The sequence below is a fragment of the Chryseobacterium sp. 6424 genome (assembly GCF_003692615.1).
Classification (GTDB): domain Bacteria; phylum Bacteroidota; class Bacteroidia; order Flavobacteriales; family Weeksellaceae; genus Kaistella.
This window is the reverse complement of the sequence record NZ_CP023540.1, coordinates 1,231,095-1,246,814: the sequence shown is the minus strand read 5'-3', so window position 1 is coordinate 1,246,814 and position 15,720 is coordinate 1,231,095. Positions and strand designations below refer to the sequence as shown.

Below are 15,720 nucleotides of genomic sequence, written 5' to 3'. Positions count from 1 at the left end.
AACATTTCCGCAGCTAGTTTCAGGTTTAATTCACGCAGTCTTCGGAGCGTTTCTTTACGCATATCGAAATCTTTCAGTAAAACTATCAATAGCCGTCAAAATGGGACACTCATTTATTCAACATTTTTAATTATCTACAAGTCACAAAGGCAACTCATTCAATACTTTCTTCTGTACCTGCCAGTTCGGGAAAAACTGGTCCATTAGAAGCACAAAACGCTTATTGTGATTTCGTTCTATCAGATGCACCATCTCGTGCACTACGATGTATTCAATACAATCCAGAGGCTTCTTGGCAAGTTCGATATTGAACCAAAGTCTTCCGGAATCGGTGGCGCAGCTGCCCCACTTGGTTTTCATAGTGCGGATTTTAAACTCAGGAACATCGAGCTCCATTTCCTGGCTGTAAATCGTGACATATTCTAAAATTTTCTTCCGAAGTTCGCGACGGTAGAATGTGTATAATATTTTTCTGTTCAGTTTGGGATTAGTAGGATCAATCGTATATAGAAGCAGTTTCTTCCCTTTAAGTTCTACTTTATTTCTTGTGGCGGGTATAAGTTTTAGAAGGTATCGGGTACCAAGAAAATAATGGCTTTCCTGTGTGATGAAGTCACGTGGTTCTTCGCGTTCCTGCGTCAGGAACTTTTTCTGTTCTTTTTTGATCCAGCCGAGTTTGGTGGCTGCATAGATCTTCACCTTCTCCAGATCATACATCTCCGGAGACGAAATAGTCACATGCCCGTACGGCGGATGCACACTGAGGTGAAGGTTCTTAATTGGCTTAAACCTGACCTCAATTTCTACGGAACCAATCTGCAGCACTTCGGTCTTCATCAGTAATCCTCTTTGTGGGCATCAATGATTTTGTAGATTTCCTCCACTTTGTTGACATCTTTCACGACCTCAAAAATAGCTTTCTTTACCAGTTTTTGCTTGGCAAGGTTTTCGCGAAAGCCTTCTTGTTTGGCGTACTGGACCGCACGGTCGCAGACCAACGCCAGTTCTTCGTTTTCAAGCGTGTGATATAAAGCTACTTTTCCTTTGGTATTGATGGAACTCGGAATATCGTCACGCTTACCCTGATTGACCTGACGGATCAATTCTGCCATTTGCTTCAGATATTCCTGATAAGAGATGGTTTCGGCTTTCCTGCGCTCAATGAGTTCCTGAAGCAGCACAGACATCTGGTCAAAATATTTTGGATCCAGAAGGTGCTCTTCAACAATCTTACTCCGCACATTATTTTCAATGGTTTCTGCGACGGCTTCGCGGCTTCCTTTTATCCCCGGCGGTAAGGTGTCAATGGCTTTATCCATATTGGTCTCTATCGAATCCAGCAGGGAATTATCTTCAAACGGTGAGATGTTCTCTGATTCTTCCGCCCTGATGTACGTATCAATCAGAAACCGCATATCGGCTTCATACGCCTTAAGATCAATGGTCTCACCACTGGCTTTCCGGATGATTTCCCGCAGACTCAGGTAATCCTCCATCTTTCGATGGAATCGTTTGATCTCCGCATCGCTGAATGAAGTATTGGCAAAATCAGCCTTCAGTCCGGCGTAAGCGCGGATGTATTCCACAATGGCCTTGTACAGCGCCATCCGTTTATATTCATTGGCCTTCAGGTCTTCTGGATTCTCGGTGTTTCCGCAGAAATAATGGATATATTCCAGATCACTTTTAGGCGGTGCAACATTTTCGCAGATGCTCTCCACTGTTTCCAATGCCGTCATCAGACGGTCAGTGGCGATTTTAAGTCGGTCTTTGAGCTGTATTTCTACATCTTCTTTGGTAAAACCTTCGGAGTCGAGTTCAGATGTATAGACATTGATCGCATCGGTCACATTGCCGAAAAGTTCCATATAATCTACAATATACCCATAATCTTTGTCCTCAGTATCCAGCCTGTTAACGCGGCAGATGGCCTGAAACAGCGTATGGTCCTGCATCTTCTTGTCGATGTAGATATAGGAGCACGGCGGCGCATCAAATCCAGTCAGCAGTTTGGAAACCACAATCAGCAGCTTCATGCGGGCAGGTTCTTTTCTGAACTGCTCTTTGCTCTCTGTCTCATAAGCTTCCGTCTTGGATTTGTTGCCGCTGGGGCTCACTTCCTTCAGTAGCTGGGTGTAGGTATTATAAATATACTCCCGATCAGTTTCATTGTCGGCACCCGTATCTTCGAGCGAAACATCGCTGGCATTCGGATTATAGGAAGTGATGATGGCGCAGCGGTTTTTCAGTTCGGTATTCAGGAAGAGATTGTAGTATTTGCAGGCCTCATAAATGCTCGATGCCACGAGAATGGCATTCCCCATCTGTGATTTCAGCCGGTGTTTCGTGGTGAAGTCCATGAGGATATCCGCTACGATTTTTTCCATACGACTTTTGGAACTGAGGACATTCTGCATGGTGCCCCATTTCTTCTTCAGTTCGTTTTTCTGGAAATCATTTAGTCCTGCCGTTTTCGCTTCGAACCACTGATCCACTTTGGTTTGGGAAGTCAGGTTTTGCTCGATGGAACGACCTTCATACATGAGGTCTTTCACTACTCCGTCTTCCACCGCTTCGTTGAATTTATAGGTATGGATGTACCGGCCAAAGACTTCCATCGTGGTCTTTCTGTCCTGCTTCAACAGCGGAGTCCCGGTAAAACCGATAAATACCGCATTGTGCAATACCGCTTTCATCACCTGATTCAGTTTGCCGCTCTGGGTACGGTGGCATTCATCTATGAAAACAAAGATTTCGCCCTGAGTCTGCACCGGGTTATCTTCCAATTCTTTGATAAACGCATCGAAATCGGTCTCATTTCGGTTGCCGAATTTATGGATGAGGGAACAGACCAACCTTGGCCGTGAGGAGGTCAGGAACTGCAACAATTCTCTGCCAGATTTGGTCTTTGCTACATCGGTCTCGCCAACGTCCTTGAAGACGCGTTCAATCTGGTCGTCCAGTTCGGTACGGTCGGTCAGGATCACGATGCGCGAGTTCGGTACATTCTCCAGAATCCATTTGCCGAGCATCACCATCATGAGTGATTTCCCGGAGCCCTGGGTATGCCAGATAATTCCGCCTTCTTTTCTCTTTACAAAGTCCTGCGCCGCCTTCAATCCAAAATACTGATGTGGCCTCGGCAGTTTCTTGATGCCTACGTCAAAGACCACCCCGTTGTAGATCAGGTCGGTAAGTCTTTCTTTGTCGCAGAGTTTTTTCAGGTATTTATCCAGTTTGTAGCCTTCGTTATCGTCTTCATCTTCTTTCCAGGCCAGATAATATTTTGCCTGCGTCTCAATGGTGCCGTAACGCAGGCCCTGGGTGTTGTTGCCGGCCATAATAAGCTGCACCGTGGTATAGAACCACTCATTGAACAGCAGTTTCTGGTTGGAGATGGACTGGTTCACACTTTCCGCCACATCGGTCGTGCCGCGTTTAAGTTCCAGAACACCAACTGCGATGCCGTTGATGTACAAAACCAAATCCGGCCGGCGGGTATGCTCTCCTTTGGTGAGTGTCACCTCTTCCGCGATACCGAATTCATTCTGCTCCCAGTTTTGCCAGTCGATCGGAAATATCGTATCAAACTGCTCCCCCAGTTCCGGCCTGGCCTTCACCCCATAACGCAGCAGCGAATACATGGCTTTATTGCGGGTATAGATGTTGCCGGCATTGGTGGTCGCCATGTCATAGACTTCCTTCACCGCCTTATCCGTCAGCGTTTCAGAATAGCCTCTCTTCAGCAGATTGCGCTTCAGGATTTCGCCCTCCACATTGGAGTTGTGCCCGCGCTTTTCCCAGTTGCCGTAAAAGGTATAACCCAACTCTTCCGTGAAAAGTTTAATAATGCGGTTTTGGGTGATGCGTTCGATAGGATTGATCATGCTTGTAAAATTATATATTTTCTTTTTGTCTGTGTCTTTGAACTGTGATGATACTTGTCTTTGAACTGTGATAAAATGATGACTATGAAAACTATGATAAATTTCAATATCATTGAAAAACACACCATCATAGTCCATCATAGCCTTCAGAATAATCATAGTTCAAGACCCCGGCTTCATCACCCTCTTAAAATCCAGCCTTCTACTTCCGAAATTAATCAGCAGGCCGACTTCCATGCCGTAGGCTTCCAGATAATTGATGGCCTGAGCCAGGTGCACATCTTCCAGCTGAATGATCGCTTTCAATTCCACCATAATCAGTCCCTCCACAAAGAAATCCACACGGCGGGTGCCAATGGAATGTCCTTTATAGCGTAAGGCCATTTCCTTTTCACGCTCAAACTCCAGCCCCTGCATCCGCATCTCGATCGCCAGCGCACGCTGATAGACAACTTCCTGAAATCCATTGCCCAAATGCTTATGAACCTCTATCGCACAACCGATGATCTTGCCCGTAAGCTCCGAATGTTTGTACTGCTCGTTAATCATGACATTTGTATTTTTTCTTTTTATTTGTGTCTTTGAACTGTGATGATTCCTGTCTTTGAACTAGGATGAATCTTGTCTTTGAACTATGATGAAATGATGACTATGAATACTATGATAAATAACATCACCCCATCATAGTCCATCAAAGTATTCATTCACATCATAGTTCAGAAACCATCATAGCCCATCATAGTTCTCAGACGAATCATAGTTCAGAAACTGTAACCATCATAGTCCTCACACGAATCATAGTTCAGACGTATTCTCCCCGTCAGCAACTCCTGCATCATGCCCTGTTTAATCTGGCGGACTTTGTGGAGTTGCTGCTCCAAGGCTTCCAGTTCGGCATCCACATCCGATAAAATGGTGGCAATGCGCGTTTGCTCGGAAAGGGATTTTGGATATTTTATCTCAATTTTTTCAATATCACCCATTCCAATGTTTCCTTGGGATGATGTATTGGTAAAGAATTTAATTTGATTTAAGACGTCTGTTGTTTGTAAATAATAAAAACAATATTTATTTGAAATTTCATCAATTCTTATTAAGGCTAATGGAGACCAAATATTAAAATTATAGTCACTTTCAACAATTGCAATTTTACCAACAGAGGCAGCCTTTCCTAGTAATATATCACCTCTTCTAGGTTTACATTTCTTAGAAAACCTTATATCATCTACTTCACTTATATACCTCAAATCACTCCAATCAATTTTATTGTCAACGATGTTATTTACAGATAAAAAAGGTATTCCTTTATCCAAAAAAAATGGTGTTTCGTGTGGACCATCAGTTACAGGAGTAGCAACAATTTCTCTAATTATCTTCACTTCCCAATCATCTTTCGGCGTCAGCAGTTCCTGCATGGCGCCCTGCTTGATGAGGCGTTTTTTGGCGATAAGCTGCTCCAGACTTTCTATCCACGCATCGGCATCGCTTAACGCCGCGGCAATGGCCTCCTGCTCCGGAAGGGGCGGAAGGAGAACCGGACACGCTAAAACTTCATCCTTTCGTAAATTTGTCTGTCCACTTCCACTATCAAAACCAAGAAAATATTTATTCCTATTTAAAGTATAAAACAAATACTTGCTACAATCTTTTATTGGAGAAATCCTTCCAATCCTTTGATTTAAAGTATATCTGCCGTCCTCTTCGACAAGAAAACATTTTGCAAGAGCTTTTCCGTTAGGTATATCGCTCATGACAATGCATAAATCGTTATTAAACAACGGCAAAAGTTGCTTTGTCACTTTTCGAAACACCTTACCATCTTGTGAAATAAACTTTGAATTGACAGCTATGAATTCACCAAATTCACTCTCGATGTTTTCATGGGCTAATCCATTTTGAAAATCCGCTATATCTTTTAGTTTAGCAATCTCCCAATCCTCCGGAATCATCCCAATCTCTGTCTGCTTCATGCCCTTTACCATACCCAACCCATTTTTTGAAGATGTGCGTTCACTTTCGCAGCGCCTTCCTGTACCTCAGCTTCCAGTGTGCTCAGCGGCGTGGCATAGCGCTCGGCCAGCTCCTTAATGCGCTGCGTCAGATTCTGGCTGATGCGTGCCTGCTCCTGCTGCAAGGCCTGCTGCAGATGCGCCTGCCATTTGTGCGTAATGACAAGTTCTTTAATATCCGCTTCGCTTAAGGTCGGATATTTTGCTTCCACGGCTTTTTCAAGCGCGGCAAGCTGTTCCTTTATCTTTTTTGCGGCATCTTTCGCCACTTTGTCCTGTTCCAGATAGTCCTCCAGCAATTCGGTGGCATCGGTGCCATATTCGGGTGCGTCTTCAGCCACCATGGCCAGCGCGGTGGCTTTGCCGGACTTTTTATCGCCTTTCATAACTTTCAGCAGTTTGCCCACTTCCGCCGCGTTTACTTTCTCCAAGTCGGCAAACAGACCGTCTTCGGCATTCTGCTCTTCCTCAATTTCGGTCATCCGGGCTTTGGCGTTTTCCGCTTCCTGTTCCAGCGCGGTAATTTCTGCCTGCTCCTCCTGGAAATAAATGGAAATCAAAAGCTGCGGACTGATCATGCGGCCTTCCAGTCCGGCCAGTCCAGCGACTTCCTTATCGGCTTTGGTTTTGCCGTTTTTGTCGGGCTTCGCCTTGATGACGAGGCGCTGGTATTCGTTACCCGCTTTCCAGCCGTCCATCGCTAGGGAATATACATCGTCCTGCATCACCTCGTTCCAGTACTGCATCAGATGCTGGTACAGGTCGTAGGTATCGATGAGGGTATTGTCTTTAAAAGTTTCCAGCAGTTCCGCGCTGGCGGTGTCAATGATTTCTTTGGGATGACTGCCTTCCGCGAGTTCGCGCCAGATCTTTTCCTGCTTACTAAGCCAGTGATCGAAATCCTGCTGCACCGACTTGTTGAAGGCTTTAAATTCAGGATGTTCAAAGATGCGCTGCCTGAGTTCCTGCGCCGGCACTTTAAGTTCCACAAAACCTTCACGCAAAGTCGAGAAAAGATCTTTATTCAGGTTCGGGAACACCTGCCAGTAGGCTTTCAGGGCTTCAATATCCGCCAGCGGAATGCCGCCCTGCAGGTGGGCTTCAATATTCTGGATGTCCTCGGCTTCCTGCGTGTCAATATAGCGCGGGATGTTGAGGTTGTAATCATTCTTCGCATCCGCAATCTCGGTCATCGAGACCATGCGGCTGTATTTGGGTACTTCGGCCTGTTGGGTAAATACGTCCGTGATCTTGCGGATGTCCTGCTCGCGCAGGCGGTTTTTGTTGCCGTCTTTCACAAAACCTTTGCTCGCGTCGATCATGAAGATGCCTTTGCGGTGCGCGGCATGGTCTTTATCGAGCACGATGATGCAGGCCGGAATACCGGTACCATAAAAGAGGTTGGCCGGCAAACCGATGATACCTTTGATATAGCCTTTTTTCAGAATGTTCTTACGGATTTCACCTTCAGCATTTCCACGGAATAAAACACCGTGCGGCAGAACCACCGCAGCTTTTCCTGTAGATTTCAGCGACTTGATGATGTGCAGCAGAAAGGCATAGTCGCCGTTTTTTTCCGGCGGCACACCCAGCGCAAAGCGGTTGAACTCATCACTATCGGGATTCACACCGTTGCTCCAACTTTTCAGCGAGAAGGGTGGATTGGCCACTACATAATCAAATTTCTTTAGGCTGCCGTCGGCTTCTTTGTAAAACGGCCTCGACAACGTATTATCGGCAATGATGGTTGCCGTTTCAGCGCCGTGCAGGATCATGTTCATGTGCGCGAGGTTGGCAGTCGTCGTTTCTTTTTCCTGACCGTAGAGATCGATGTTTTTTCCGGCCTCGTTCATTACCTTCAGCAGCAGGGAACCCGAACCGCAGGTCGGATCATACGCCATGGTCTGGTGGGTGGAATTATTTGGCGTAATGCCGATGACTTTTGCCAGTACCCGCGAAACTTCCGCCGGCGTATAGAACTGACCTTTGGACTTGCCGGATTCCGTGGCGAAATGACGCATCAAGTATTCATAGGCATCGCCCAGAATATCATCGCCTTCCGCAGAGTTGGCCGAAAAGTCCAGACTCGGATCATTGAAGATCCGCACCAGGTTTGAAACGGTATCCACGAGGTCTTTGCCTTTTCCGAGTTTCGACTCATCATTAAAGTCAGGAAACTCATTGAGTTTGTTGGCTTCCTTGATTGGGTTCAGGATCTGCTTGTTAATCTTGTCGCCGATTTCGGGATTGCCGATCAGCGCGACCATGTCATCAAACGAGGCACCTTCAGGAACGGTGATGGCACCGAAAGGATCGTTTTTATATTTATCGGAAATGTACTTCACGAAAAGCATCGTAAGTACATAATCTTTGTATTGGGAGGCGTCCATACCGCCGCGGAGTTCATCACAGGAAGCCCAGAGGGAGCTGTATAATTCGGATTTTTAATGGCCATTAAAGAGTAGTGATTATTAAATAGAGCGTAATTTTAGCGTAAGTAGGGTGCACAGCAGAAGATGCTTTTAAGGTATAATCTTCGGGAAGATACTGTACAGTTTAGTTTCATCATGTATTTTAGGTAAGGTAACAAATCTAATTATTTTCCGTCATCTGTGGAACAGATGGGTCAAACTATTTACAAAAGTTGAAATTTCTCAGTAATTGGTTGTTTTAACCCACTTGCGAAGCTCCGCAGTCAAACCGCTCCCTTCTCCGATTGCACGATGGTAGGTGTCAAAGACATAACTAGTATCAGGAAAAACTTCTACGTGGAAGAGAAAAAATCGACGCGGATTAAGTCAAAGACATAACTAGTATCAGGAAAAACTCCCAAGCATCGCGGTGACTTCGGCCTTCATGTGATCTCTAAAGTCTTCAGGCGCGATGATCTTTACGCGGTTGCCGTGCGAAAGCACTTCACGTTCAAAATCGTAGGTGGGTACCAGGGTGAGTTTGATACGCAGTTCGTCTTCGTCGTCAACCAGGATTTCCTGGGAATGGTGCAGCGGAAGCGTTTTGATATACTGGCCCTGTTCGGCATCGAAAGACAGTATAATCTGCGATGGCGACTGATCCAGGGTTGAAATGATGCCGAATGAATGTTTGAAGTGCTGCTCTACATCATGATCTTTGGGTTTGAAGGAGGAAGTGGAAATGTTGAGCATTGAGATGCGGTCCAGACCAAAGGTCTTGAGGAATCCGCTATCATCATTACGTTCCTGCGCCAGCAGATACCAGCGGTTGTTGAACTCCTTCAGCGCAAAAGGCTGCAGCGTTTTTTTGTAAGGTATTCCCTCCCAGAATTTGGTGTACTGCAGCGTGATGATCTTGTGGTGCGTAATGGCGTGCACCAACCCATGCAGCCACTGCAAACCGCGCGATTTCCGCTGCTCAAAAATCATGATGTTCTTCTTCCCTTTCAACTCGCGATAGGCTTCCACCAGCAGCAGATTATCGAAGACCTGCTCCTGCATATCATCCTCCAGATCGGAATCAATCGCATAGGTATTCGTGGCGCGGCGGTATATGATGTCGGTATGCAGCACTTCAGCAATCGCGGCTTTATCGCGCAGGAAGGTACGTTTCGTAAATTTGAGCTGATCCGCAGGGATGTCTTTCTGTGTATATTTGTCGGTAAGGTATTCCAGAATCTCTTCATAAGAAGCTCCCCGATTTCCGCGGCTGCGCAGAAAGTCTTCGATAAATTTGAGCCGAAGCATCTGTTCAATTTTTGCCATCGTTTATTATTTTGTGTAAAGATAACCTGATAAAGCGACCGGACATGTCGGTTTGCCCGTTTATTTTTTTAATTAAAGTGATAAAGACGACACAGAAACCATATCACGGCCTGCGCCTCTCCTCGGCTTTCCTTCCGGTCTTCTCCCATCCTTGTTCCCAAATTGGCCATTTTTCCGAAGCAATCCGCAACAAATCCGCAACAAGCCTGCAACAAAACTGCTTTTGGTGCCGACTTAGACGGGCATAAAAGGACACCGACAGACAAAACCGGACAATAGCGGACAATGACTTTATTCTTCGCTGTGGTGGTGAGTAAAAAATTACGAAAATAGGGAGTTTATATGGCAGCACTATAAAGTAATAGCCCCCATTCCAAAATCGGTTGGGGTTATTTTACAAGCAATTTTGTCAATTTGTCAACCTTGTCAAGGTTCAGAACCTTGACAAGGTTAGATATTGCAAAAAGCAGATTTATAACTGTGCCTGCATATCAGGGCTTTTTTCAAATTTTAATTAGTGGGAACCAAGGGGATAGCAAATCTATAAAAGCAAAAAACCTACTGATTTACAGTAGGTTATAAAAAACTTGGGCGGAGGAACAGGGATTCGAACCCCGGGACCTGTTACAGTCAACAGTTTTCAAGACTGCCGCAATCGACCACTCTGCCATTCCTCCAATCTGAAAAGGTTTCCCGTTTTCAGTGGTGCAAATATAAAACGCTTTTAATTAGTTACCAAATGATTTTTGCATAAATCTTTTAATAAGCTAATATTCAAAGAGAAAAATTTAATTACTCCCTATTTTCAAGCCGATATATACCGCACCAAATCCTATGATAACACTTGACAGGCTATAAACTGCCAGCACCAAATAATTCCCGTTGGACCAAAGTGCCACGTTCTCGGCTGACAGCGCTGAGAAAGTCGTAAAACCTCCACAGAATCCTGTTATCAGCAAGAATTTCAAATGCTGATCCATCTTCAGCTGGGCCATGAAAATACCAATCAGCAGGCATCCCAATACATTCACCACAAAAGTCCCCACCGGAAAAGTGGTATCTCTACAGAACTTCTGTGTATAATCGGAAATCAGGAAACGCAGTACGCTCCCGAAACCGCCTCCTATGAAGATGCACAGCAGGTTTTTCATCTGCACCTTCTTATGTTATGCCAGTTCCGCCAGATATTTTTCGGCATCCATGGCGGCCATACATCCGCTGCCCGCAGCGGTGATCGCCTGGCGGTAGATATGATCCTGCACGTCACCAGCGGCAAATACACCCGGTAAATTGGTTTTTGCGGTACCTGGGATGGTTTTGATGTACCCGTTCTCATCCAGATCAACCTGTCCGGCAAATACATCCGTGTTCGGTTTATGACCAATAGCGATGAAGATACCTTCTACAGTAATCTTTGCCGTTTCCTGCGTTTGATTGTTGATGACCACCGCACGTTCCACAAGTCCGTTCTCACCTTCGATACCTATGAGTTCATGATTGAACCTCACCTCAATATTCGGGGTATTATTCACACGGTGCACCATGGCTTTCGAGGCACGGAAGGTATCCTTGCGTACCAACATCGTTACCTTGTTGGTGAGTTTCGCAAGATAGGTAGCTTCTTCAGCGGCAGTATCGCCAGCACCTACTACAATCACATCCTTACCTTTGTAGAAGAAGCCATCGCAAGTCGCACACGCAGAAACTCCGCCACCGGCGTATTTTTTCTCATCTTCCAGGCCCAAATATTTTGCGGTGGCACCGGTAGAGATGATGACTGTTTTTGCCAAGATTTCTTTGTTACCCGCCCACAGTCTGTGGATGCCACCCTCTTCCTGAGCGAAGGCTACCTTGGTAATCATTTCGTAATGTACCTTGGTATCAAATCTTTCCGCCTGTTTCTGCAGGTCTATCATCATCTGTGGCCCGGTGACGCCTTCCGGATATCCCGGGAAGTTATCCACCTCGGTAGTGGTGGTAAGTTGTCCGCCAGGCTCCAGTCCTGTATAAAGTTCAGGTTTCAGGTCTGCTCTGGCTGCATAGATGGCAGCGGTAAAACCGGATGGCCCGGAACCTACGATCACGCAGTCTAAAATATTCTGTTCCATTGAGTAATCTTAATGATTTAGTTAAAATTTTTTGAATGTTCAAAAGTCGGGAATTATTTTGGCCCGCCGTATATTTTGGTGATGAATAATTTCAATCACTGGAATTTTTATTTTGACTGAAGGTTTTAAAGCACTCAGGTTCTCACTTTCAGTTCGCCAACATGCAGGATTTTGTACACCATTTCTGTCATCAGTTCGGTTTCATCCATGTTCACGGCACCCAGGCCCTTCCTTTTCAGATCGAATTCGCGCAGCACAGAGATGATCCTCGTACTGTGTTTCAAGGAGTATTTGCGGGCCGCCGCCGCCATATCCTGTGCCTGATAGTAGTTCAGCCGCAATTCTTCCTGTATGGCTTTAGGGTTTTGGCCTGCCATCGTATGATACATGATCAGATTAGAGAAAAAACTGTACAGCGAACCCATCATCATCTCGAAAGGGTTTTGCTTAGGACTTTTGCCCAGATAATAGGCAATGCGCATGGCGCGTGCCTCTTCTTTGCCTGCCAGCGCCTTGGTAAGTTCGAAGATATTAAAATCCTTGCTGATGCCGATGTGTGTCTCAATAATCTTTTCATCCAGGATATCGGTGTCTTTCAGGATCATCTTCAGTTTATTCAACTCGTTGGAGATTCTTGAAAGATCGGTGCCCAGATATTCGGACAGCAACGCCGGGATGTGCGGTTTTGATTTTAAACCAATATTCTTAAGTTCCTGCTCAATCCATTTCGGCACTTCGTAATCGCGCATCTTGTCGCTGACAAAGAGCATTTTGTTCTTGCTGAGGATTTTGGCAAAAGCTTTTCGGGCATCTACTTTCTTGTATTTATGTGCAATGATGAGCACAGTGGACGGGACCGGATTCTCAGCGTACGCTTTCAGTGCTTCAGCGTCTTTTTCGGTCATTTTGATTTCCTGTGCTTCTTTCAGGATGATCACCTGGCGGTCGCCCATCATCGGAAACTGCCGCGCCAGGGACAGTACCTCGCCAAAAGTGGTGTCTTTGCCATAGACCACCGTTTGGTTAAAGGCTTTCTCATCCTCTTCCAAAACATCATTCTCAAAAGATTTCAGCGCTACATCTATAAAATAAGGTTCCTCGCCATGAAAAAAATAAATCGGCAATAACTCTTTATTTTTGATACTTTTGAGGATTAAATCTAATTCTTTCATAAAAATGCAACTTCCGGAACTCAATTTTGAGGATCGCTTCGACTTTAAAATCAGGAGTGACAAAGATAAGTTATTTATTTATGACCTTGTACGCAAAACGTGGGTATTGCTGACACCGGAAGAATGGGTACGGCAGCACTGGGTACACTATTTCCACCATAAAAAGAAGCGTAACCTCTCCTCGTTGATACTGGAAAAAAAGCTGGAACTAAACAGCACCACCAAAAGGCTCGACCTGTTGGTCACCGAGAAAACGCGGCCAAAGATCTTGATTGAATGCAAAGCGCCGAACATAAAACTTACCGAAAAAACCTTTGAACAGGTGGCCCGCTACAACGCCGTAATCAACGCTGAAGAAATCATTTTAAGCAACGGGCAACACCACATTTTGGCGAAGTTTGTAGACAATAATTACTTTTTTTCACCTTTTAAACACTAATTTTGCGGCATGATAAAAATTAACGCTCCATTCATAGCCATTGTTCCGCTGCTTGCTTTCGTACTTGTATTTTTAGGTTTCGGGATTTATTATGACGATTTCTACGCGCTTCCGTCCCCTGTTGCTGCGGTGATTGGCATTGCAACAGCATTCATATTACTAAAAGGCACGATCAACCAAAAAGTCGATACTTTCCTGAAAGGCTGCGGCGACGGTAAAATCCTTACCATGTGCATCATTTACTTGCTGGCCGGAGCTTTTGCGACAGTTACCGAGGCTACCGGGAGCGTGGATTCGATTGTGAATCTGGGTTTAAATTACATCTCACCAGCCTATTTTCCGGTCGGGGTTTTTGTCATCGCATCATTTCTGTCATTTGCGTCCGGGACATCGGTAGGTTCAATTGTTACGCTTGGCCCAATCGTGATCGCACTGGCTGAAAAAAGTGATTCACCGCTCGGGTTGATAGGCGCATGTTTACTCGCCGGCGCGATGTTCGGTGACAATCTTTCGCTTATTTCCGATACTACGATTGCGGCCACACAGAGTTTGGGCTGCCAGATGAAAGATAAGTTCCGGTATAATTCTAAAATTGCTTTGCCGGCGGCTTTGGTTGCCATCATCATTCTCACGGCGATGGGTTTTGCGCAGGAATCTTCTGGTAGCGTGCAGAAATTTAAGGATTTCAATTTAATTCTGATACTGCCGTATATTTTGGTGGTAGTGCTTTCGCTGGTGGGCCTGAATGTTTTTGTGGTGCTTTTCGCGGGTTTGGTGTTTGCGGGAATTCTGGGATTTGGGAACGGCAGTTTTGATTTTATCGGCTTTGCAAAGAAAACATATGAAGGTTTTACAAGTATGACTGAAATATTTCTGCTGTCACTTCTTACGGGCGGCTTGGCGGCCTTGGTAGAGAAAGCAGGCGGCATCGCGTATTTACTTAAAAATATCAGCAGAATCATCAACTCAAAGAAAACCGCGCTACTTGGAATTGGCGGTCTGGTTTCGGCCGCGAATCTGTGTGTGGCCAATAATACCATTTCAATCATCATTTCGGGTAAAGTGGCCAAGGAAATCAGCGACAAATACGGCCTGAGGCCACAGCAGAGCGCTTCGGTGCTCGACATATTCTCGTGTTACGTACAGGGTCTGATTCCCTATGGCGCGCAGATCCTCATTCTGATATCGCTGAGCGGATTTAAGATGAACTATCCTGAGCTGGTGCAGCACGCATACTATCTTCATATCCTGCTTATCTTCACCCTCATCAGTATTTTCACTACGAAATATGGAAAGAAATATGCTGTTCGGCTTCTCGTAAAGTTTAAAACATTATAATGATTAAAAACCTCATATTCGATTTCGGTGGCGTGATCATGGACTGGAATCCCCGGTATTTCTTTAAAGATTACTTCAATGATGATGAAAGAATGGAGTTCTTCCTTAAAAACATCGCGCATGATGAATGGAACGCCGAGCAGGACCGCGGCAGAACACTGAAAAAAGGCACTGAGTTCTTGATCGGAAAACATCCGGAGTGGGAACGGGAAATCCGGGCGTATTATGATAACTGGACTACAATGCTGAAAGCCGATATCCCGCAGAACGTAGCGGTGCTCCGGCAATTAGCCACTACCGGTTATCAACTTTTCGGCCTCACGAACTGGTCGGCAGAAACGATTTCGTACGCGTATGAACACCATGATTTCTTTTCCATCTTTGAAGGAAAAATAGTGGTTTCGGGCACGGAAAAACTCATAAAATCCGACCCGAAAATCTGGCAGGTACTGTTGGAACGCTATGAGTTAAAACCCGAAGAATCGGTATTCATTGACGATAACGCTAAAAACATCGTAACCGCAAAATCGCTTGGGTTCATCACGGTTCATATCACTGAAAATACGGATCTGGCCCAGGAACTGCGGAACCTCGGTGTGGACTTTTGATTTCGGAGCGGCGGCTTCGCCGCCGCCCCGAAATCCACCATCATTCGCGGTGTACCAAATCCACTGAAAACGCGGGCAAACACACCGATATATATTCACATTCCTCATCGAACGGGTTGCTGTAGCGGATGCGTGCGCCTTTCTCAATACAGATGCTTTCGCCAGCACTCAACACCACCACTTCATTATCAATCTCAAACTGTTTTTTACCTCTAAGGATGTAGGTAAACTCATCAAATTCCGGGGTTTGGTGCGGTTCCGTCCAGTTCGGCGGTGCTACCATGTGCGCAATGGAAATGCCGGATGTTTCCGTGGAATTTCCCCAGATTTCTTTAATGATTTTGCCATCGGTTGTAGGAACCACGAAAGCAGATTTCTGTATTTTATATTTTGACATCGCTTGTTTGGTTTTAACAAAATTA

12 protein-coding genes, 1 tRNA gene and 1 pseudogene are annotated in these 15,720 nt (G+C 45.4%); 3 read left to right on the top strand and 11 right to left on the bottom strand.

The annotated features are described in order from the left end of the window. Positions 1-141 precede the first annotated feature (141 nt). The 10 genes and pseudogenes from CO230_RS05860 to holA form a co-directional block, all read right to left on the bottom strand. A complete protein-coding gene (locus CO230_RS05860) occupies positions 142-837 on the bottom strand; it encodes a M48 family metallopeptidase (protein ID WP_122027740.1) in 696 nt (231 codons plus the stop codon). Next, on the bottom strand, positions 837-3,887 hold the full coding sequence (locus CO230_RS05855) for a type I restriction endonuclease subunit R (RefSeq protein WP_122028907.1): 3,051 nt from the start codon (positions 3,885-3,887) through the stop codon (positions 837-839). Before CO230_RS05855 ends, CO230_RS05860 begins: the two co-directional genes overlap by 1 nt. A gap of 162 nt (positions 3,888-4,049) precedes the next feature. Beyond that, positions 4,050-4,436, bottom strand: a complete 387-nt coding sequence (locus tag CO230_RS05850) for a GxxExxY protein (protein ID WP_122027739.1) — start codon at positions 4,434-4,436, stop codon at positions 4,050-4,052. Positions 4,437-4,648: 212 nt separating this feature from the next. Beyond that, entirely contained in the window at positions 4,649-5,869 is a 1,221-nt protein-coding gene (locus tag CO230_RS05845; RefSeq protein ID WP_122027738.1) for a restriction endonuclease subunit S, read from the bottom strand. Continuing rightward, a pseudogene (locus CO230_RS05840) lies at positions 5,863-8,313 on the bottom strand (type I restriction-modification system subunit M); the annotation flags it as partial. The pseudogene CO230_RS05840 and the gene CO230_RS05845, both read right to left, overlap by 7 nt. Before the next feature lie 399 nt (positions 8,314-8,712). After that, the gene (locus CO230_RS05835; RefSeq protein WP_122027736.1) at positions 8,713-9,633 is read right to left on the bottom strand and encodes a helix-turn-helix transcriptional regulator; all 921 of its coding nucleotides are present in this window, start codon (positions 9,631-9,633) and stop codon (positions 8,713-8,715) included. Between the two features lie 592 nt (positions 9,634-10,225). After that, positions 10,226-10,310 (bottom strand) — tRNA-Ser (locus CO230_RS05830). A gap of 111 nt (positions 10,311-10,421) precedes the next feature. Continuing rightward, on the bottom strand, positions 10,422-10,784 hold the full coding sequence (gene crcB, locus CO230_RS05825; RefSeq protein WP_122027735.1) for a fluoride efflux transporter CrcB: 363 nt from the start codon (positions 10,782-10,784) through the stop codon (positions 10,422-10,424). Between the two features lie 15 nt (positions 10,785-10,799). Next, positions 10,800-11,741 (bottom strand): thioredoxin-disulfide reductase, encoded by a 942-nt coding sequence (gene trxB / locus CO230_RS05820; protein WP_122027734.1) that lies wholly within the window; start codon positions 11,739-11,741, stop codon positions 10,800-10,802. 134 nt (positions 11,742-11,875) lie between these two features. Next, positions 11,876-12,913 (bottom strand): DNA polymerase III subunit delta, encoded by a 1,038-nt coding sequence (gene holA, locus CO230_RS05815; protein WP_122027733.1) that lies wholly within the window; start codon positions 12,911-12,913, stop codon positions 11,876-11,878. Positions 12,914-12,917: 4 nt separating this feature from the next. On the opposite strand from holA, the gene CO230_RS05810 reads away from it, so the two are divergent. From CO230_RS05810 to CO230_RS05800, 3 genes are read left to right on the top strand one after another with little or no spacing between them, the layout of a single operon-like run. Next, entirely contained in the window at positions 12,918-13,352 is a 435-nt protein-coding gene (locus CO230_RS05810) for a type I restriction enzyme HsdR N-terminal domain-containing protein (protein ID WP_122027732.1), read from the top strand. Between the two features lie 9 nt (positions 13,353-13,361). Further along, positions 13,362-14,690: a Na+/H+ antiporter NhaC family protein gene (locus tag CO230_RS05805; RefSeq protein WP_122027731.1), complete on the top strand. Its 1,329-nt coding sequence runs from the start codon at positions 13,362-13,364 to the stop codon at positions 14,688-14,690. Continuing rightward, positions 14,690-15,298 (top strand): HAD family hydrolase, encoded by a 609-nt coding sequence (locus CO230_RS05800; RefSeq protein ID WP_228438203.1) that lies wholly within the window; start codon positions 14,690-14,692, stop codon positions 15,296-15,298. The genes CO230_RS05805 and CO230_RS05800 overlap by 1 nt, the downstream gene beginning before the upstream one ends. Positions 15,299-15,338: 40 nt before the next feature. On the opposite strand, the gene CO230_RS05795 is transcribed toward CO230_RS05800, so the two are convergent. Continuing rightward, positions 15,339-15,695: a cupin domain-containing protein gene (locus CO230_RS05795; RefSeq protein ID WP_122027729.1), complete on the bottom strand. Its 357-nt coding sequence runs from the start codon at positions 15,693-15,695 to the stop codon at positions 15,339-15,341. Between the last annotated feature and the right edge of the window lie 25 nt (positions 15,696-15,720).

Bases quoted from the DNA above. Each gene is read 5' to 3' on its own strand.
- CO230_RS05860 (WP_122027740.1), bottom strand. From the start codon at position 837: ATGAAGACCGAAGTGCTGCAGATTGGTTCCGTAGAAATTGAGGTCAGG.
- CO230_RS05855 (WP_122028907.1), bottom strand. From the start codon at position 3,887: ATGATCAATCCTATCGAACGCATCACCCAAAACCGCATTATTAAACTT.
- CO230_RS05850 (WP_122027739.1), bottom strand. From the start codon at position 4,436: ATGATTAACGAGCAGTACAAACATTCGGAGCTTACGGGCAAGATCATC.
- CO230_RS05845 (WP_122027738.1), bottom strand. From the start codon at position 5,869: ATGGTAAAGGGCATGAAGCAGACAGAGATTGGGATGATTCCGGAGGAT.
- CO230_RS05835 (WP_122027736.1), bottom strand. From the start codon at position 9,633: ATGGCAAAAATTGAACAGATGCTTCGGCTCAAATTTATCGAAGACTTT.
- crcB (WP_122027735.1), bottom strand. From the start codon at position 10,784: ATGAAAAACCTGCTGTGCATCTTCATAGGAGGCGGTTTCGGGAGCGTA.
- trxB (WP_122027734.1), bottom strand. From the start codon at position 11,741: ATGGAACAGAATATTTTAGACTGCGTGATCGTAGGTTCCGGGCCATCC.
- holA (WP_122027733.1), bottom strand. From the start codon at position 12,913: ATGAAAGAATTAGATTTAATCCTCAAAAGTATCAAAAATAAAGAGTTA.
- CO230_RS05810 (WP_122027732.1), top strand. From the start codon at position 12,918: ATGCAACTTCCGGAACTCAATTTTGAGGATCGCTTCGACTTTAAAATC.
- CO230_RS05805 (WP_122027731.1), top strand. From the start codon at position 13,362: ATGATAAAAATTAACGCTCCATTCATAGCCATTGTTCCGCTGCTTGCT.
- CO230_RS05800 (WP_228438203.1), top strand. From the start codon at position 14,690: ATGATTAAAAACCTCATATTCGATTTCGGTGGCGTGATCATGGACTGG.
- CO230_RS05795 (WP_122027729.1), bottom strand. From the start codon at position 15,695: ATGTCAAAATATAAAATACAGAAATCTGCTTTCGTGGTTCCTACAACC.